Here is a 14,920-nt window from a genome sequence, read left to right on the forward strand (position 1 = left end):
GTTGATTCCCCCTAAAAATTATAGTGTTTCAGATGTTGTTTTTCCTTGAAGGTGAAGAACTAAATAATCAGGACCGCCCGCTTTTGAATCTGTACCTGACATATTGAATCCGCCAAATGGCTGGTATCCGACAATGGCACCAGTACAGCCGCGATTGAAGTACAAGTTACCTACGTGGAAATCCTCACGTGCCTGTTCGATATGTTCAATATTGTTCGAGATGACAGCACCTGTTAATCCATAATCCGTGTTATTGGCAATCTCGATTGCATGAGTGAAATCTTTTGCCTTACAGAACGCTACCACTGGTCCGAAAATCTCTTCTTTCATGACTCGTGCATTCTCATCCACATCGGCAATGATCGTTGGCTGGATAAAGAAACCTTTTGAATTGTCCCCTTCTCCCCCTGCAACAAGTTTCCCTTCTTTTTTACCGATTTCAACGTAGCTCATGACTTTGTCGTAAGCGGCTTGATCGATAACAGGACCCATGAAGTTGTTTAAGTCTGTTGGTTCCCCAACCGTTTTTTCTTTCGTTAATTCAATGACACGATTCAATACTTGGTCATATACATCTTCCACTATGACTGTCCGTGAACAAGCAGAACATTTTTGACCGGAGAATCCGAATGCGGAAGCGACGATGGATTGTGCTGCCAATTCCAAATCAGCTTCTTTATCAACAACGATCGTATCTTTACCGCCCATTTCAGCGATGACACGTTTCAACCAAATTTGGCCTTCATTTACTTTTGACGCACGCTCATAAATACGGACTCCGACATCACGAGATCCGGTAAAGCTGATGAAACGTGTACGAGGATGATCTACCAAATAATCGCCAACTTCAGCACCGCTTCCTGGAATGAAGTTCACAACTCCTGCAGGTAATCCCGCTTCTTCCAACACTTCGATGAATTTAGCTGCAATGACCGGTGTTGTACTGGCCGGTTTCAATAAGACGGTATTTCCTGAAACAAGAGCCGCTGTCGTCATGCCTGCCATGATTGCAAATGGGAAATTCCAAGGTGAGATGATGACACCGACACCAAGTGGAACATAACTGAATGCATTGTGTTCAATCGGACGGCTTTCCACTGGCATTCCGTCTTTAAGCTTCAGCATTTGACGTGCATAGTATTCCATGAAGTCGATCGCTTCCGCTGTATCAGCATCCGCTTCATTCCAAGGCTTCCCTGCTTCTTTAACCAATAGAGCTGAGAAGTAGTGTTTTCTTCTCCGAACGATGGCTGCTGCTCTGAATAATATATTTGCACGCATTTCTGCTTTCGTTTTTCTCCAAGTTTGGAAAGTCTTATCTGCCGCTTGCATGGCTTGCTCAGCAAGATCCTTATTTGCTTTGGATACGGTTCCAATAACTTCTTCTTTATTTGCAGGGTTTACAGAGGTAATGACTTCATCAGTAAACACTTTTTCACCATTAATGACTAGCGGATATTGCTTCCCTAAATCATTAGCTACATCATTCAATGCCACTTGAAAAGCTTTATTGTTTTCTTCGATTTTAAAATTAGTAAATGGTTCGTGTTTATATGGTTGGACCATTATGGCTCATCTCCCTAAAGTTTTATATTTTTTTCTTCTCGCTTATTAAACAAGCAAGTTCCGTGCCAACTTTTCAGAAAAACAATGTTTTTTCATGAAATATGCAATGAAATTCAGCACTTATGGGGAAAAACTGACATAGCATGCCATTTTTTTTTTGCTCTAACCCCTTTTTTTCGCTTAAATCTTACACTTTTTATTAATGCAAGATTCATGCCAACGTGTAAAATCATAAAAAAGAGCTTTTTTTCACTTTTTCCGCAAAATATTTTTGCACTTCAATGCAAAAATACATTGCTATGCAAATTTTATTTGCACCTTTTCTATAATTCCACTACAATAGCTCTAGGAAATGAATAAAAACGGGAGGCATCCATGTATTTAGATCAAATCGTTAAAATAGAAGGTTTCCAAACCATCCTCCACTCGCTTGTGGATGTAATCGATATCGGAATACACATAATCGATACAAAAGGCCGAACCATTGTTTATAACAAAAAAATGGCTGAAATTGAAGGCATGGATTCAGAAGAGGTATTAGGGAAAAAGATTCACGAGATCTTTATATTCAAGGAGGAAACGGAGAGCACATTAATACGGGCGCTTCATTCTGGAAGGAAAACCGAAAACTCGAAGCAGACCTACTTCAATAATCTCGGACAGGAAATTACAACCATCAATAATACATTTCCGATTTTGGATCAGAGTCAAAATATCATCGGAGCCATTGAAGTGGCAAAGGATATAACGAATCTTGAAAGAATCATTAAAGATAATATCTTGAATAAGGGCGATACGAAATATACGTTTGACAGCATCATCGGAACCAGTGAGAATTTCCTGGATGTCATTGAAAAAAGCAAGCGTTCGACCAGGACGACATCCTCCATCCTCATCGTCGGGGAGACGGGCACCGGAAAAGAACTCTTTGCCCAAAGCATCCATAATGGCAGCAGCCGTTCGACACATCCTTTCATTAGCCAAAACTGTGCTGCCCTTCCAGATAGTCTTATTGAAGGAATTCTTTTTGGTACGAAGAAAGGGGCCTTCACCGGATCGATTGAAAGGCCTGGTTTATTCGAACAGGCACAAGGCGGGACCATTCTTCTTGATGAAATCAATTCGTTAAACCCGAATCTGCAGGCGAAATTATTAAGGGCCCTTCAAGAAAGGACGATTCGCCGTGTCGGGGATACAAAAGATAAGAAAATTGACGTACGGGTTATAGCAACGATAAATGAAGATCCAATAGATGCCATTTCAAATGATCATTTACGAAAGGATTTATATTATCGATTAAGCGTCGTATCGTTATTCATCCCACCTCTTCGTGAACGGAAAGAGGATATTCCTTTGCTGGCACAATCCTTCATCGAGAAATTCAATGCGCTGTTCGAATTGAATATTGAAGGGATCAACGAGGAGGTCTACTCTCTTTTTTATGATTATGACTGGCCAGGGAACGTAAGGGAACTTGAACATATCATCGAAGGGGCCATGAATTTAATGGAACCAGGCGATACAAAGATTTCCACCAATCACCTTCCCACTCTATTTAGAAAGAAAACCCATTTTGAAGACATTCATCCTGAGAAAAAAGATGTCCAAACAAATGGAAATCTACAGGAGTCGACCTTATCTCTTGATGATTATATCGCCAATACTGAAAAGCAATACTTGGAGAAGATATTAAAGGAACATGGCATGAATATCTCTCAAGCAGCTAAAGCCCTAAATATCAGCCGCCAAAGTCTTCAATACCGTTTGAAAAAGTATCAGGACAAATAACCACCAAAAAGGCCCCCATTGATATATGGGGGCCTTCTTGCCTGTTCATCCTGTAACTATGTCATTATAAAAACTTCGCAATCAGAATGTTTCAGCCGCTTTTGCAACGTTTTCCAAACCATCCAAGATGATTTTTTGAGCCCGATCCGGATACTGATTATGTCCTTCAATGACCACTGCCTCCGGATTGTTGATTCCCCACAGGCTAATGATATTTTTAACTAAATTCACGGCCATTTCAGCAGAAGCCATTCCTTCCAATGCATAATCCGAACCGCGGGCATTCAATAGCATGACCTTTTTATCGCCAGCATACCCAACCGGTCCCTCCGCCGTATAATTGAACATTTTACCTGCTTGTGCCAAATAGGAAAGGTATGTGATCAGCGGTGCAGGAACCGTTGCGTTCCATAGAGGGAAAGCGAATACCACTTTATCCATGGCTAGGAATTGATTTAAATATTGGTCAACCAGATTTGCCGCTTTTTCCTCTTCAGCTGTCAGTTCAAGACCCTGATTACGTTTATACAAACCAGTAATGGCAGTATTCCCATAGTAAGGAAGTTCTTCTTTAAATAAATCCAACTCGGTCACTTCATCTGTACGGTGGGTCTCTTTATATGTTTCTAAGAATGTGTCATACATTTTCGGGCTGATTGCCTGTTCTGCAGGACGATCGTTCGCTTTAACGAATAATACTTTTGTCATTTTTCCATTCTCCTCTGCTGTTGCTTCTTTATTCCCAAATAATCTACTTAAGAATCCCATTATCCTCACCCTTGCTTTCTGCTTTAAATTCAGACGACTAAATGAATCTCATTGCCAGATGGATCCGTTACGGCGAAAAACCCTTCTTTTTCCGTGACGGCAGCCCCGATTCCTTTGAGTTGTTCCATCACTTTGTTTCTCGCTTCTTCATCTGGAAAAACGAGGGTATACCAGTTTAGCCCCACACTATTTTCCTTGGGAGCCGGAGCGCCAACACCATTCCAAGTGTTCAACCCGATGTGGTGATGATATCCCCCGGTGGAAGTGAAGAGCGCTCCTCCATATCTATTCACAACGGTAAACCCAAGACCTTGCATGTAGAACTCCTCCGTTTTACGTAAATCTGATACATGCAGGTGTATATGTCCCATTAATGTACCTGCAGGCAGTGCACTCCACTCGCCATTACTTTCTTCCAGAAGGTCATTCCCATCCAACGAATCCGTGCCCATCGCAACCTCCCCATCGGCCCATCTCCAATCAGTGGATGGCCGGTCAGAGTATACTTCGATGCCATTGCCGTCCGGATCGGTAATGTACAGCGCTTCACTCACTTCATGATCCGCCGCTCCAAATGGATATTTCGTTTGAAGTAAATGTCGTAAAAAATTCGATAAGGCGGCACGGGTCGGCAGCAAAAGGGCAAAGTGATATAAACCCGTGGTCCGCCCTTCTTTCGGAGTCACATCAGCAGGCTGCTCAAGTGTAAGCAACGGGGTTTTTCCGTCTGTCGTTAAAACAGCTTGCCTTTCTGTTTTCTTCAATACTTGAAGACCGATGATATCTTGATAAAAAGTGATGGCATTCTTCAAATCCAAAACATTTATACTGACTTCTCCAACAAAAGTTACTGGTTTTTGATGAAAATTCTCCATATTGTCACTTCCCTTTTTTATTGAAAATCATGTTATCCAAAGATAGAACAGTGCGGTTTGCACACGCTAGATATACAGACATGGCTAGTAGCGCCAAGTCCAGTTCGTAGCCAGCCGCTTGCCCGTTTCCAAGAAAACCAGCAGGTAATTTAGCCGTGAAAATCGCCCCCGCCATAATGACCGCAAACAGCACGGAAACGATTCCTGTTCCCAAACCCAGTATAACCGCAAGTCCTCCGATCAATTCGATACTTGCAACGATGTAAGCCATGAACCCAGGAATACCAAGGCTATCAAAAAATCCCGCCGTGTTTCCTATGCCCCCTTGGAATTTTGAAACGCCGTGAATGAAAAAAGTAAGACCTAAGATTACCCGTAAAAAAACTTGACCTGCTTCATTTTTATTCATGTATGAATTCTCCTTTTTTTGGTTACTTTATGTAAGTGATTATATTTTAATAAGTTTGTAATGTCAAGTAAGTTTATAAGAATATCTTTTTTCCCTAAATAAAAACGAATTGCCTAAGCAACTCGTTCCATGGTGTCACTATTTCAATGTGTAATAAATGGTTGAATTGATGATGAAAGAATCCGCAATGGTTCTTCCTACTTCTTCACATACCACTTTGCGGAACTTTGTCGCATCAATGGGCTCATATAATAATTGATGAATGCCTTCCACTGACCGTATTGCGACGGTTGCGTCAGGGTTCGTCTGAAATATCCGTTCCAGGATTTCTTCTTTATTGGGAACCAGGCTGTCAATGTGGAGCAAGCAGCCAAAAACAAGAATGATAGACATAAAATAAAAATCGATTTAAAATTTATGAACATGATATATTTCCTCCATAACCTCAACTATTTTTATTGATTGCTGCAAATCGAATTTATCACGATTTATATTCCAGCTTTACTATCATAATGAACCAGGTAACCACCTATCTGATGTTTAACCATCATTCTATGTACATGCACCGAACTCGAGATTATTTACGCATTTACGAGTATTTGCGCCAAACTCACGAGTATTTGCGCTAAATTCACGAGTAAATGCGCCAAATTCACGAGTAAATACGCTAAATTCACGAGTATTTGCGCCAATTTCACGAGTAAATACGCCAATTTCACGAGTATTTGCGCCAAACTCACGAGTAAATACGCCAAACTCAATGGTATATCCGGCAAAGTCATGAGTAACAGCTCTAAAATCTCGTGTAATAGCCCTTAATCTTGAGTAAATGGACCAAACTTTCGATTTACTGCCCTAATTCCCTTGTGTAAATCCCTCAAATCAAGCAAGTGTTATATTCTTAATATAAAATAGCCCCTTTCATACTTTTGAACATCAACCTTTATATTAAAGTGAGCCATTTTGCTCTCTTCCCTTCATTATTAATATCGTTTCATTACTCTTAAGGTACATACCTTCCGCATTCAATAAAAGAAAAAGCTAACTTTGTTACGAAAGGGAAGACAAACATAATGTATCTCATTTTTCCAATTTATACAGCCCATGATGTTTATTGAAGATAAAAGAGAAGAGTCCCGTTCGCATCTTTACGAACGGGACTCTTCTCAAAATTGGGATATGATATTTCTTATAGTGGGATGATTCCCAATAGGACAGCTACCACTATCATGACAAGCGTCGATCCGCATGCCCATTTCAGGAAAGTGCGCTGCAATGCCCCGAAATCTTCCCCTACCATTCCAATCAATAGATAGGTAGATGGAACAAGCGGGCTTAATAGATGAACAGGCAATCCTAAAAGAGAAGCTCTACCAATCAAAGCAGGGTCAATTCCATAAGCAGCTCCCGCTTTAGCAAGTAATGGGAGTACTCCATAATAAAATGCGTCATTAGACATGAAGAACGTGAAAGGTGCTGAGATGATGGCTGTAATGACGGCAAAATGTGCACCCATTTGATCTGGAATGTGCTGAATCAAAGAGTTTGCCATGGCGTCCACCATTTCCGTACCGGAAAGGATTCCAGTAAAGACACCTGCCGCAAAAATCATCGAAACGACAGATAAAGCATTGTCCGCATAGTTTGCCACACGTTCTTTTTGATCACTGAGTTTCGGATAATTAACCGTAATGGCAATGGCAAAACCTATCATGAACAGAACCGCTGAAGGCATAAGTTCCATTATCAACGCCACCAGCAAGGTAAGAGTTAATGCGTAATTGAATATAATCAATTTTGGACGCTTAATATAAGCATCTTCCGTTGCTGCTGCATGCTGTGCAACAACATGATAATCGACCTCAATGATCCCAATTCTCTTTCTTTCTTTTTTACCCAGGCAATATGCCATGAAAAGGACGAATAGGACTCCGCCAATCATCGCAGGAATGACAGGGGTGAAAACATCGGACATTTCAAGTTTCAAAGCGGTCATCACCCGTGCTGTAGGGCCTCCCCAAGGAAGAAGGTTCATGACTCCAGATGAAGACACGGCAATACCGGCCAATACAAGCGGTCTCATTCCAATCCGTTTATATAGCGGAAGCATGGCAGAAATCGTTATCATATATGTAGTCGTACCATCTCCATCCAAGGAAATGAGCAAGGCCAGGACGGCCGTGCCGATGGCAATTTTCATTGGATCTCCTTTTACAAGCTTAAGGATCGTATTGATGATTGGATCAAAAACGCCGGCATCGATCAAAATGCCAAAGAAAAGAATCGCAAATAAAATCATGATCCCAGTTGGCGCTACACCTTTGATCCCTTCCAACGCCATCTCACCCATTTCACCGCCAAATCCGCCAATAAGTGCGAAGGCACTTGGTACTGCAATCAAAGCTATCATGGCTGAAAGTCGCCCTGTCATAATTAAAATCATAAACACTACTATCATCAGGTATCCTAATAAAGCGAGCATATCTATCACTCCTCATCTTCTAATAAAATAAATTGTATATGAAAACGCTTAACCTGTAAGCGTTTTCAATTTATTGTGTTTTAAAACTATTTAGTTAATTGTGTTCATTGTGTTCACGGAAGCAATTTTTAGAGCTGAACCGAACGCCATTCCCCGGGTTGAATGGCGGGTTCATTATGGAAATGATACGATGATTAAGCAAACAGTCACTGTATCTTTATTGCTGGAAAAGGCATGCTAAACGAACTACCGTATTTATTCTTCAAATGATAAATTTGCCGGCCCATCCAAGAGGTCACAGCCGTAATCTATATTGGTCGTTGGTGTATCTATACTGACTTCATCGAATTCCAGTTCATCGATCCATACTTTTCCACGCCCTGAAAGAAGGACCCCGAATGAAATGATGGCACTGTTTTCGGGCACATCCAAGACAATATAATAATGGTTCCATTCCGTATCGTTAACGATGGGCCGATTCCCCATATTGTCGAATTGCAAAACATCATGAAGGGCATTATCCACCCTCATCCATAAACCACAAAATCCATCAACATCTTTTGATTTTAAAAAACCTGACAGTTTCATTCTTTTACCAAGGTAATTTTCCGCCTTGAATTGTTGCATCATCGTTGCAAATTCCTCCTTGGATTCCGTAGTGACGGATTTCAGGAAACCTGATGCCTGGCCTTTATGGAATATCTCCCGGTCAATTCCCATTTTATAATTGAATGGATGGCTCCCGCTTAAATTCCATCCTTTTAATAATTGTTCGTTTTTCATCGTCATTTCCTCCTTTTGCAAGGTTAGTTTACTTACGAGTTTCCGATATTGCCCTGGCGGCAGTTTATAATATTTCTTAAATGAACGAGTAAAGGATTCTTGTGTTTCAAAGCGGTAATAAAAAGCAATGTCGATTATTTTTTCATCTGTATAAAGCAACATGTTAGCGGCATTGGCGATCCTTCGATATCGAATATATTCTGATACGGTCACGCCAACCTCCTTGTGAAAAATACGATGATAGTGAAATTTCGAAAAACCTGCGAATCGTGCGATGTACTCCAAGGACAATTCGTCTTGTAAGCTATTTTCTATATATTCAATCGTTTTTTGAATGATGGGACTGTATCTCATTTCCGAACCTCCTTAAGAATAAGATAACAGATTAAAATATTGTTTTTTTGACATATATTGCTTTTTTCGAAATCTTTCAAACCATGCATACATAAAAAAAACACCTCCAATAATGAAGATGTTTCACTTAATTCTTTCCAAAAACTCTATTGAATTTTATAATATCTTCGCTCAGGTCTTCCCACTACCCCGTATACGACTTCTGCTTTACATTTCTTTACTGATATCAAGTATTCCAGATAGCGTCTCGCGGTTGTCCTGGAAGCGCCGATCTGTGCGCTCACTTGCTCAGCCGATAAACCGATCTCGCTTGCTTCAAGTACCTCGATCACTTTCGTCAAAGTGATTTCGTCGACCCCTTTCGGTAAAGCGGGCCCATCGTTCGGTTCCGCAGCGGCAGATCCATTTTTCAAAATGAGATCAACAAAATCCTGGTCTATTTCTTGTTTGGATTTCATCAAGTGGGCTTTCTTAAGAAACTCTTCGATAACTTGGTTGAAGCGCTTCATTTCCACTGGTTTAATTAAATAATTCTCTACTCCGTAGTGAAGCGACTTTTCAAGTTGTTCTTTATCCGTTGCCGCGGTAATCATGATAATATCCACATTCGGGAATTTCCGCCTTATATCCGGAAGAAGGTCTGTACCAAGCTGATCTGGCATATATACATCAAGCAAAAGCAAATCAGGGCTTTTTTGTTCCAAAATCCGAAGCGTCTTTTTTGCATTGACAGCTTTTCCGACCACTTCTATTTCATCAAAGTTCTTCAAGAATTTTTCATGGATATCCGCTACTCGAAAATCATCTTCTGCGATGACTGCTCTTATCTTCAGCATTCTTTCCCTCCTCACTGTTCTTTAGGAAGATACACGGTGAATATGGTGTTTTCACCTTCGCTTTGAACTTCGATAATGCCGCCAAGCTCTTTCACGACACGATCAGCATTTGAAAGTCCATAACCACTCGGACTTCCATTGTTTTTCGATGTGAAACCCCGATTGAAAATATGGGCGATAGCATCCTCCGGGATTCCTTTTCCGTTATCACTCACTTCAAATACCATATCATTTCCGATATCGGTGGCGAAAAATTTCACAAGTGGCTCATCCATTCCTGAAACCGCTTCAAGTGCATTATCGATAATGTTTCCCAGAATCAATGTTAGTTGTGACAATTTTATATGACCCGGAAGTTTCTCTAGGTAACTTTGTGAGTCTATTTCAAAGATTATCTTCTTTTCCGATGCTTTCCCTATCTTACCAAGCAACAGGGCTTGTACCTTTGTATCCTTTATCTGTTCGAACACTACACGGTTCAGGGAATGCAATTCGGAGGTTTCGCTTTGAATCATATCTATTGCTTCATCATATTCCCCTAATTGTATCAATCCTGATAGAACATATAGTTTATTGGTAAACTCATGGGTTTGAGCCCTTAAATCCTCTGAATGCATTTTCACTTCCGATAATGTGTTGACCATTTCCTCAATTTCCGTTCGATCACGGAACGAAGCGACAACACCGCTTACCCGTTCATTATCGAAAATTGGCGTACAATTCACAATAACGGATTTGTCTTTCCATGAAATTTCCTTATCCATTTGCGGTTGACCGGACTTCAACACCTCGAATAAATATTTCGAAGGAAATAGGCCATCCACGTTCAAATGGCGTACGGACTCTTTAATATCCAGCAATTTTTTCGCCGGCTGATTCATCGATGTAATCAACCCTTTATGGTCAATGGCCAGAATCCCTTCTTTCACCGATTGAAGTACTGCATTTTTTTCTTTATATAAATTGGCGATTTCAAATGGTTCAAGCCCCAATGTATCTTTACGTATGCTCCTTGCAAGCATATAACTGCCAATGATCGATATCATGATGGCCACTAAAGATACAATCATTTCTTTGGACAAATCCTTGAAAATCTGGGCACGGACATCTTCCACTAAAAAACCGACCGAGACAATCCCAATTATTTTTCCATCCTCATTGAATACGGGTGACTTTCCCCGAATGGAAAGACCAAGTGATCCTGCAGCTTCGGAAACATAATATTCACCATCCCGAATGGCCCTGCTATTATCTCCGCCTTCCATCCGCTTCCCAATTTCGGAAGTCAGCGGATGGGAATAGCGAATGCCCTCTTTATTCCCGACAACGATGAACTCAGCCCCCGTTTCCCTGCGAATCTTTTCGACAATCGGCTGGATTGTGCCGGCGGGATCATCCGTCTTAAAGGCCTCTGTAACCGTAGGCATGAAACTAATCGTCTTTGAAAGTTCCAAAGCCAATTGACCTTTATCCTTCGCTATTTGCCTTCCTTCCATATAGGAAAAAGAAGTCGTCAATAAGAGTATCAAAAACAGGCTCAACGATAAGACTAACCCAAGAATCTTGGTTTCTAGCGATACTTTCCTCATATTTAACAGCATCCTCTATTTTCATTTCCACTTTTTAAATTTTATAGGAATATAATGATTTTACCATTTCAATTAAATATTGAACATTGTGATTACTAACCGTTGTTGGCGTTTATTTCACCATATTTAAAAATGAAAGGATTTAAGTAACAAAACAAGGTATAATTTAACAAAAAATGGAGGGCGAAATGAATTTCTTGAATCCTTTTCAAATGATTTATATGATCATCATTACCCTTTTGCTTATTTATGATTTTTTTCCAGTCTTTTTTCTTTCTGATATCGTTTCACCAGAGGTACTTCTTTGGGTTATGATCGGTTTATTTTTCAGTGTCCTATTTAAGAAAGATAGTCACACCGATCACGATGCGAGGATCAAGGAGCAGTTGTTTTACACCTTGTATCTCCTTTCCCTAGTGGGAGTGTTGACCGCTTTAGGGGGACGATCAACGATAGGCATTTCCTTTAATGATGTCTTTTTTTGGATAGTCCTGATTCTGTCTTGTTACCATATCTTTTCATACTGGAAGAAAGCAAAACAGCCTGAAACCTAAAATGCTCAAAGGAAACATCTCCTTTGAGCATTTTCAAAAACAGGTAAAAGAATTGATTTGTCTTGTATCAATGCCAAAAATCGTCCAGAACCTGCCGTTCCATCTGAAGCCTGCAACAGATCGCGGACCGACAAAAATGGGATAATACCAGAAACTCGCACCATTATTTAGCCATATAAAAGTATTCCTAAACAGACAAAACGAAATGGCCCCTGGATCTACAGCAAATGGTGAAGCCGATTGTTGTTGAGGGATAAAGCTTGGCGGGGGAGCCGTTGGTGCTTGCGAACCCGGCGGGGGTCCTGGCTGCCCTGGGAATTGAGGCGCACCGGGAAAGCCAGGTTGGCCTGGAAAGCCTGGTGATCCAGGGATGCCCGGAAAGCCGGATAAACCAGGAATCTGTCGTTCAAGAAAGGCTTGATCTTCATAAGGATACGTTGGGTACATATACATGGTCATTCACCTCTATATGATTGTATGTTATATGGACTAAAGATGTTTGGGCTGGAGATGCAACTTTATCTCCGAAAATCGAAATATATCGACGAAACCTACAGTTTTATCTTCGAAAATTGAAATATATCGACGAAATCTGCAGTTTTATCTCCGAAGTTGAAATATATACTAATTCAATATAGCAATCTCCATAAATAGAATGTCGCATAGGATTCCCAATCGGCCCACGCTTCCGATAGTTTCAGGATTTCTGCTTTCGTTGGTTTTGCTTCCGTTTCCATGACCAGTTTCATGGAATTATGCAGCCCGACGTCATCGATGGGAAAGGCTGCGGGAAAACGCAAACAGCGCATCAAGACATAGTTCGCTGTCCACGGACCGATTCCCCGTATTTTGGTCAGCATTTTTTCAGCCTCTTTTACATCCTTTGCATTCAACAGCTTTTCTTTTGTTAGTTCCCCTTCTGCAATCAGTTGTGCAACACCTATTAAATATTCACACTTCTTCACCGTCATCCTCAAATCGGCAAAATCTTCGACCGTCATTTTCGCGATCACATCAGGTGTCGGAAACAGCCAATATTGCTTTCCTTCAAATTCAACAAATTCACCAAATCCCTCAACAAGCCTCCGTTTCAAGGTATAGGCATAGGTCAAGTTAATCTGCTGTCCAAGTATTCCCCAGGCAATCGCTTCAAATAAATCAGGGATGCCCATATTTCTTAAACCGAAGAATTGGCTTACCGGATTTTGCAATAAAGGGTCATTTTGGGCCAGCTCATAAAAAGGAAGAAGATTCGTCTCAAGATCGAACCAGTGACGAATATATTGGGAAACAGCATCCTTTACGTGATTATCCATCGGTGCAGTTCGCCCTGGAAATCGAATGATCAGCTCGGTTTCATTCATCGCACTGATTTCTACTAAAAGTGTCTCATTTTCGACAACAAGTGCACGATAAATTTTTTGATCAACAATATCGAACAGACATTCATTGGAGGATCTTGATAAGTATTTAAGGTTTTCCGAAAAACTAAACTCTTTTGGTGCATGTATTCTCAATTCAATCATGCCTTCATCCATTGATAATGTCTCTTTCATTCTACTCCTCCTTTAGCTTTATTCTAATGAAAAATGGGTACTTAATCTTGCTCTTTCCTTCAAAATCCGCTCCCTTATTTTAACAGAACAACACTATCAATGAATTACGTTATCTTGCTTTTATATTATCGAAATGTTTGTCTATCAATACTTTCTTGTATACTAAATGGAGAGGTGAATGTGATGAATTTGAAAAAAACAGACATTCCTTATGATTACTGGAAAGCTATTATAGAGTGTAATGCAGCGTATGATGATCATTTTTTATATGGGGTAAAAACGACAGGCATTTTTTGCAGGCCTTCCTGTAAATCCAGGGTGCCTAATAAGGAAAACGTGAAGATTTTCAAAAACGCCATGATGGCTTTGGATGAAGATTTCCGCCCTTGTAAACGATGTAAACCGGACGGACTGAATTTGCCGACAAAAGAATGGGTTGAACAAATAGCCGAATGGATCGACATACATTTTAGAGAACCCCTCACATTGAACAGATTGGCGGATATTTCCCACGGCAGCCCCTATCATTTACAACGATCATTCAAGCGTGTAAAAGGGATATCGCCCACTGAATACATTCAACGGCTTCGCCTTGAACAAGCATGCAGGCTCCTTGAAAGCTCCGAACACCCTATAACTGAAATAGGCTTGGCTGTCGGGTTCTCAAGTACACCCTATTTCCTGACGCTATTCAAAAGGAAGATGGGTAAAACACCTTCAGGGTATCGCAAAGTTTACCATCAAAACTTGAATAAGGAGCGTGTGCAACATGATGAATGTTAAAGAACAAACAATAGATTGGGCCATTTTAAAATACGATAAGTGGCAATTATATGTAGCCAAGTCTGACAAGGGACTTTGTTATGTAGGCTCTCCTGGTCAATCGTATGAAGAACTGAAAACTTGGATACAAAAACGCTTTCCAATGGCAAGTCTTGTTGAAAATGAAGAAGCATTAAATCCCTATCTAAAAGAACTCCTAGAATATTTCGAAGGAACCAGGCAGACTTTCTCTATTCCAGCAGATGTAAAAGGTACGCCCTTTCAACAAGAAATTTGGGCAGCGCTGAATCAAATACCCTATGGCAAAACCTGTTCCTATTCCGACATTGCCCAAGTCATCCAAAGACCTTCCGCTGTTCGGGCGGTCGGAACGGCCATTGGTGCCAATCCTGTTCTGATTACGGTGCCGTGTCATCGGGTAATCGGAAAAAACGGGGCCATTACCGGTTACCGAGGAGGTACGGAGATGAAACAATATCTACTTGAATTGGAAGCACAAAAAAGCGGTAATGAATGAATAAGGCGTGAGTTCAACCGGACCGCAAAAAAAGCATCCAATCTTGCGGATGCTTGTAAA

General features: G+C 40.7%; 16 protein-coding genes. 4 read left to right on the forward strand and 12 right to left on the reverse strand.

All coding sequences use genetic code 11. The features are described from left to right. Nucleotides 1-18: 18 nt before the first annotated feature. Complete coding sequence (pruA, locus tag ACQKKK_RS23370; protein WP_427619479.1) at nt 19-1,566, reverse strand: L-glutamate gamma-semialdehyde dehydrogenase; 1,548 nt, start codon at nt 1,564-1,566, stop codon at nt 19-21. 375 nt (nt 1,567-1,941) lie between these two features. Between pruA and ACQKKK_RS23375 the strand changes: the two genes are divergently transcribed. Then, a complete protein-coding gene (locus tag ACQKKK_RS23375; protein ID WP_427619481.1) occupies nt 1,942-3,354 on the forward strand; it encodes a sigma-54 interaction domain-containing protein in 1,413 nt (470 codons plus the stop codon). Nucleotides 3,355-3,435: 81 nt separating this feature from the next. Here ACQKKK_RS23375 and ACQKKK_RS23380 read toward each other — a convergent pair whose 3' ends face one another. The 9 genes from ACQKKK_RS23380 to ACQKKK_RS23420 all read right to left on the reverse strand — a co-directional run bounded on the left by ACQKKK_RS23380 (nt 3,436) and on the right by ACQKKK_RS23420 (nt 11,450). After that, entirely contained in the window at nt 3,436-4,122 is a 687-nt protein-coding gene (locus tag ACQKKK_RS23380) for an FMN-dependent NADH-azoreductase (RefSeq protein WP_427619482.1), read from the reverse strand. A gap of 29 nt (nt 4,123-4,151) precedes the next feature. Then, on the reverse strand, nt 4,152-4,997 hold the full coding sequence (locus ACQKKK_RS23385) for a VOC family protein (RefSeq protein ID WP_427619484.1): 846 nt from the start codon (nt 4,995-4,997) through the stop codon (nt 4,152-4,154). Between the two features lie 4 nt (nt 4,998-5,001). After that, on the reverse strand, nt 5,002-5,406 hold the full coding sequence (locus ACQKKK_RS23390) for a DoxX family protein (RefSeq protein WP_427619485.1): 405 nt from the start codon (nt 5,404-5,406) through the stop codon (nt 5,002-5,004). Between the two features lie 138 nt (nt 5,407-5,544). After that, a complete protein-coding gene (locus ACQKKK_RS23395) occupies nt 5,545-5,799 on the reverse strand; it encodes a hypothetical protein (protein ID WP_427619486.1) in 255 nt (84 codons plus the stop codon). Nucleotides 5,800-5,987: 188 nt separating this feature from the next. After that, complete coding sequence (locus ACQKKK_RS23400) at nt 5,988-6,188, reverse strand: hypothetical protein (RefSeq protein ID WP_427619488.1); 201 nt, start codon at nt 6,186-6,188, stop codon at nt 5,988-5,990. Nucleotides 6,189-6,595: 407 nt separating this feature from the next. Beyond that, complete coding sequence (locus ACQKKK_RS23405) at nt 6,596-7,888, reverse strand: CitMHS family transporter (protein WP_427619490.1); 1,293 nt, start codon at nt 7,886-7,888, stop codon at nt 6,596-6,598. 255 nt (nt 7,889-8,143) lie between these two features. Further along, on the reverse strand, nt 8,144-9,025 hold the full coding sequence (locus ACQKKK_RS23410) for a helix-turn-helix transcriptional regulator (RefSeq protein ID WP_427619492.1): 882 nt from the start codon (nt 9,023-9,025) through the stop codon (nt 8,144-8,146). A gap of 146 nt (nt 9,026-9,171) precedes the next feature. Further along, entirely contained in the window at nt 9,172-9,861 is a 690-nt protein-coding gene (locus ACQKKK_RS23415; protein ID WP_427619494.1) for a response regulator, read from the reverse strand. 11 nt (nt 9,862-9,872) lie between these two features. Continuing rightward, nucleotides 9,873-11,450, reverse strand: a complete 1,578-nt coding sequence (locus ACQKKK_RS23420; RefSeq protein ID WP_427619496.1) for an ATP-binding protein — start codon at nt 11,448-11,450, stop codon at nt 9,873-9,875. Nucleotides 11,451-11,638: 188 nt separating this feature from the next. Here ACQKKK_RS23420 and ACQKKK_RS23425 point away from each other — a divergent pair, with 188 nt between their 5' ends. Further along, a complete protein-coding gene (locus tag ACQKKK_RS23425; RefSeq protein WP_427619498.1) occupies nt 11,639-12,004 on the forward strand; it encodes a hypothetical protein in 366 nt (121 codons plus the stop codon). A gap of 33 nt (nt 12,005-12,037) precedes the next feature. On the opposite strand, the gene ACQKKK_RS23430 is transcribed toward ACQKKK_RS23425, so the two are convergent. Together ACQKKK_RS23430 and ACQKKK_RS23435 are read right to left on the reverse strand one after the other, a co-directional pair. After that, complete coding sequence (locus tag ACQKKK_RS23430) at nt 12,038-12,457, reverse strand: collagen-like protein (RefSeq protein WP_427619500.1); 420 nt, start codon at nt 12,455-12,457, stop codon at nt 12,038-12,040. 176 nt (nt 12,458-12,633) lie between these two features. Next, complete coding sequence (locus ACQKKK_RS23435; protein WP_427619502.1) at nt 12,634-13,560, reverse strand: DNA-3-methyladenine glycosylase family protein; 927 nt, start codon at nt 13,558-13,560, stop codon at nt 12,634-12,636. A gap of 183 nt (nt 13,561-13,743) precedes the next feature. On the opposite strand from ACQKKK_RS23435, the gene ACQKKK_RS23440 reads away from it, so the two are divergent. Together ACQKKK_RS23440 and ACQKKK_RS23445 are read left to right on the forward strand one after the other, a co-directional pair. Continuing rightward, nucleotides 13,744-14,343, forward strand: a complete 600-nt coding sequence (locus tag ACQKKK_RS23440; RefSeq protein ID WP_427619504.1) for a bifunctional transcriptional activator/DNA repair enzyme AdaA — start codon at nt 13,744-13,746, stop codon at nt 14,341-14,343. Beyond that, the gene (locus ACQKKK_RS23445; RefSeq protein WP_427619506.1) at nt 14,330-14,860 is read left to right on the forward strand and encodes a methylated-DNA--[protein]-cysteine S-methyltransferase; all 531 of its coding nucleotides are present in this window, start codon (nt 14,330-14,332) and stop codon (nt 14,858-14,860) included. The genes ACQKKK_RS23440 and ACQKKK_RS23445 overlap by 14 nt, the downstream gene beginning before the upstream one ends. Nucleotides 14,861-14,920 lie beyond the last annotated feature (60 nt).

Origin of the sequence: Peribacillus sp. NPDC006672 (genome assembly GCF_050274955.1) — a bacterium.
Classification (GTDB): Bacteria; Bacillota; Bacilli; order Bacillales; family DSM-1321; genus Peribacillus.

Excerpts from the sequence above, each read along its gene's own strand:
- pruA (WP_427619479.1), bottom strand. The coding sequence starts at position 1,566 with ATGGTCCAACCATATAAACACGAACCATTTACTAATTTTAAAATCGAA.
- ACQKKK_RS23375 (WP_427619481.1), top strand. The coding sequence starts at position 1,942 with ATGTATTTAGATCAAATCGTTAAAATAGAAGGTTTCCAAACCATCCTC.
- ACQKKK_RS23380 (WP_427619482.1), bottom strand. The coding sequence starts at position 4,122 with ATGGGATTCTTAAGTAGATTATTTGGGAATAAAGAAGCAACAGCAGAG.
- ACQKKK_RS23385 (WP_427619484.1), bottom strand. The coding sequence starts at position 4,997 with ATGGAGAATTTTCATCAAAAACCAGTAACTTTTGTTGGAGAAGTCAGT.
- ACQKKK_RS23390 (WP_427619485.1), bottom strand. The coding sequence starts at position 5,406 with ATGAATAAAAATGAAGCAGGTCAAGTTTTTTTACGGGTAATCTTAGGT.
- ACQKKK_RS23395 (WP_427619486.1), bottom strand. The coding sequence starts at position 5,799 with ATGTCTATCATTCTTGTTTTTGGCTGCTTGCTCCACATTGACAGCCTG.
- ACQKKK_RS23400 (WP_427619488.1), bottom strand. The coding sequence starts at position 6,188 with ATGACTTTGCCGGATATACCATTGAGTTTGGCGTATTTACTCGTGAGT.
- ACQKKK_RS23405 (WP_427619490.1), bottom strand. The coding sequence starts at position 7,888 with ATGCTCGCTTTATTAGGATACCTGATGATAGTAGTGTTTATGATTTTA.
- ACQKKK_RS23410 (WP_427619492.1), bottom strand. The coding sequence starts at position 9,025 with ATGAGATACAGTCCCATCATTCAAAAAACGATTGAATATATAGAAAAT.
- ACQKKK_RS23415 (WP_427619494.1), bottom strand. The coding sequence starts at position 9,861 with ATGCTGAAGATAAGAGCAGTCATCGCAGAAGATGATTTTCGAGTAGCG.
- ACQKKK_RS23420 (WP_427619496.1), bottom strand. The coding sequence starts at position 11,450 with ATGAGGAAAGTATCGCTAGAAACCAAGATTCTTGGGTTAGTCTTATCG.
- ACQKKK_RS23425 (WP_427619498.1), top strand. The coding sequence starts at position 11,639 with ATGAATTTCTTGAATCCTTTTCAAATGATTTATATGATCATCATTACC.
- ACQKKK_RS23430 (WP_427619500.1), bottom strand. The coding sequence starts at position 12,457 with ATGTATATGTACCCAACGTATCCTTATGAAGATCAAGCCTTTCTTGAA.
- ACQKKK_RS23435 (WP_427619502.1), bottom strand. The coding sequence starts at position 13,560 with ATGAAAGAGACATTATCAATGGATGAAGGCATGATTGAATTGAGAATA.
- ACQKKK_RS23440 (WP_427619504.1), top strand. The coding sequence starts at position 13,744 with ATGAATTTGAAAAAAACAGACATTCCTTATGATTACTGGAAAGCTATT.
- ACQKKK_RS23445 (WP_427619506.1), top strand. The coding sequence starts at position 14,330 with ATGATGAATGTTAAAGAACAAACAATAGATTGGGCCATTTTAAAATAC.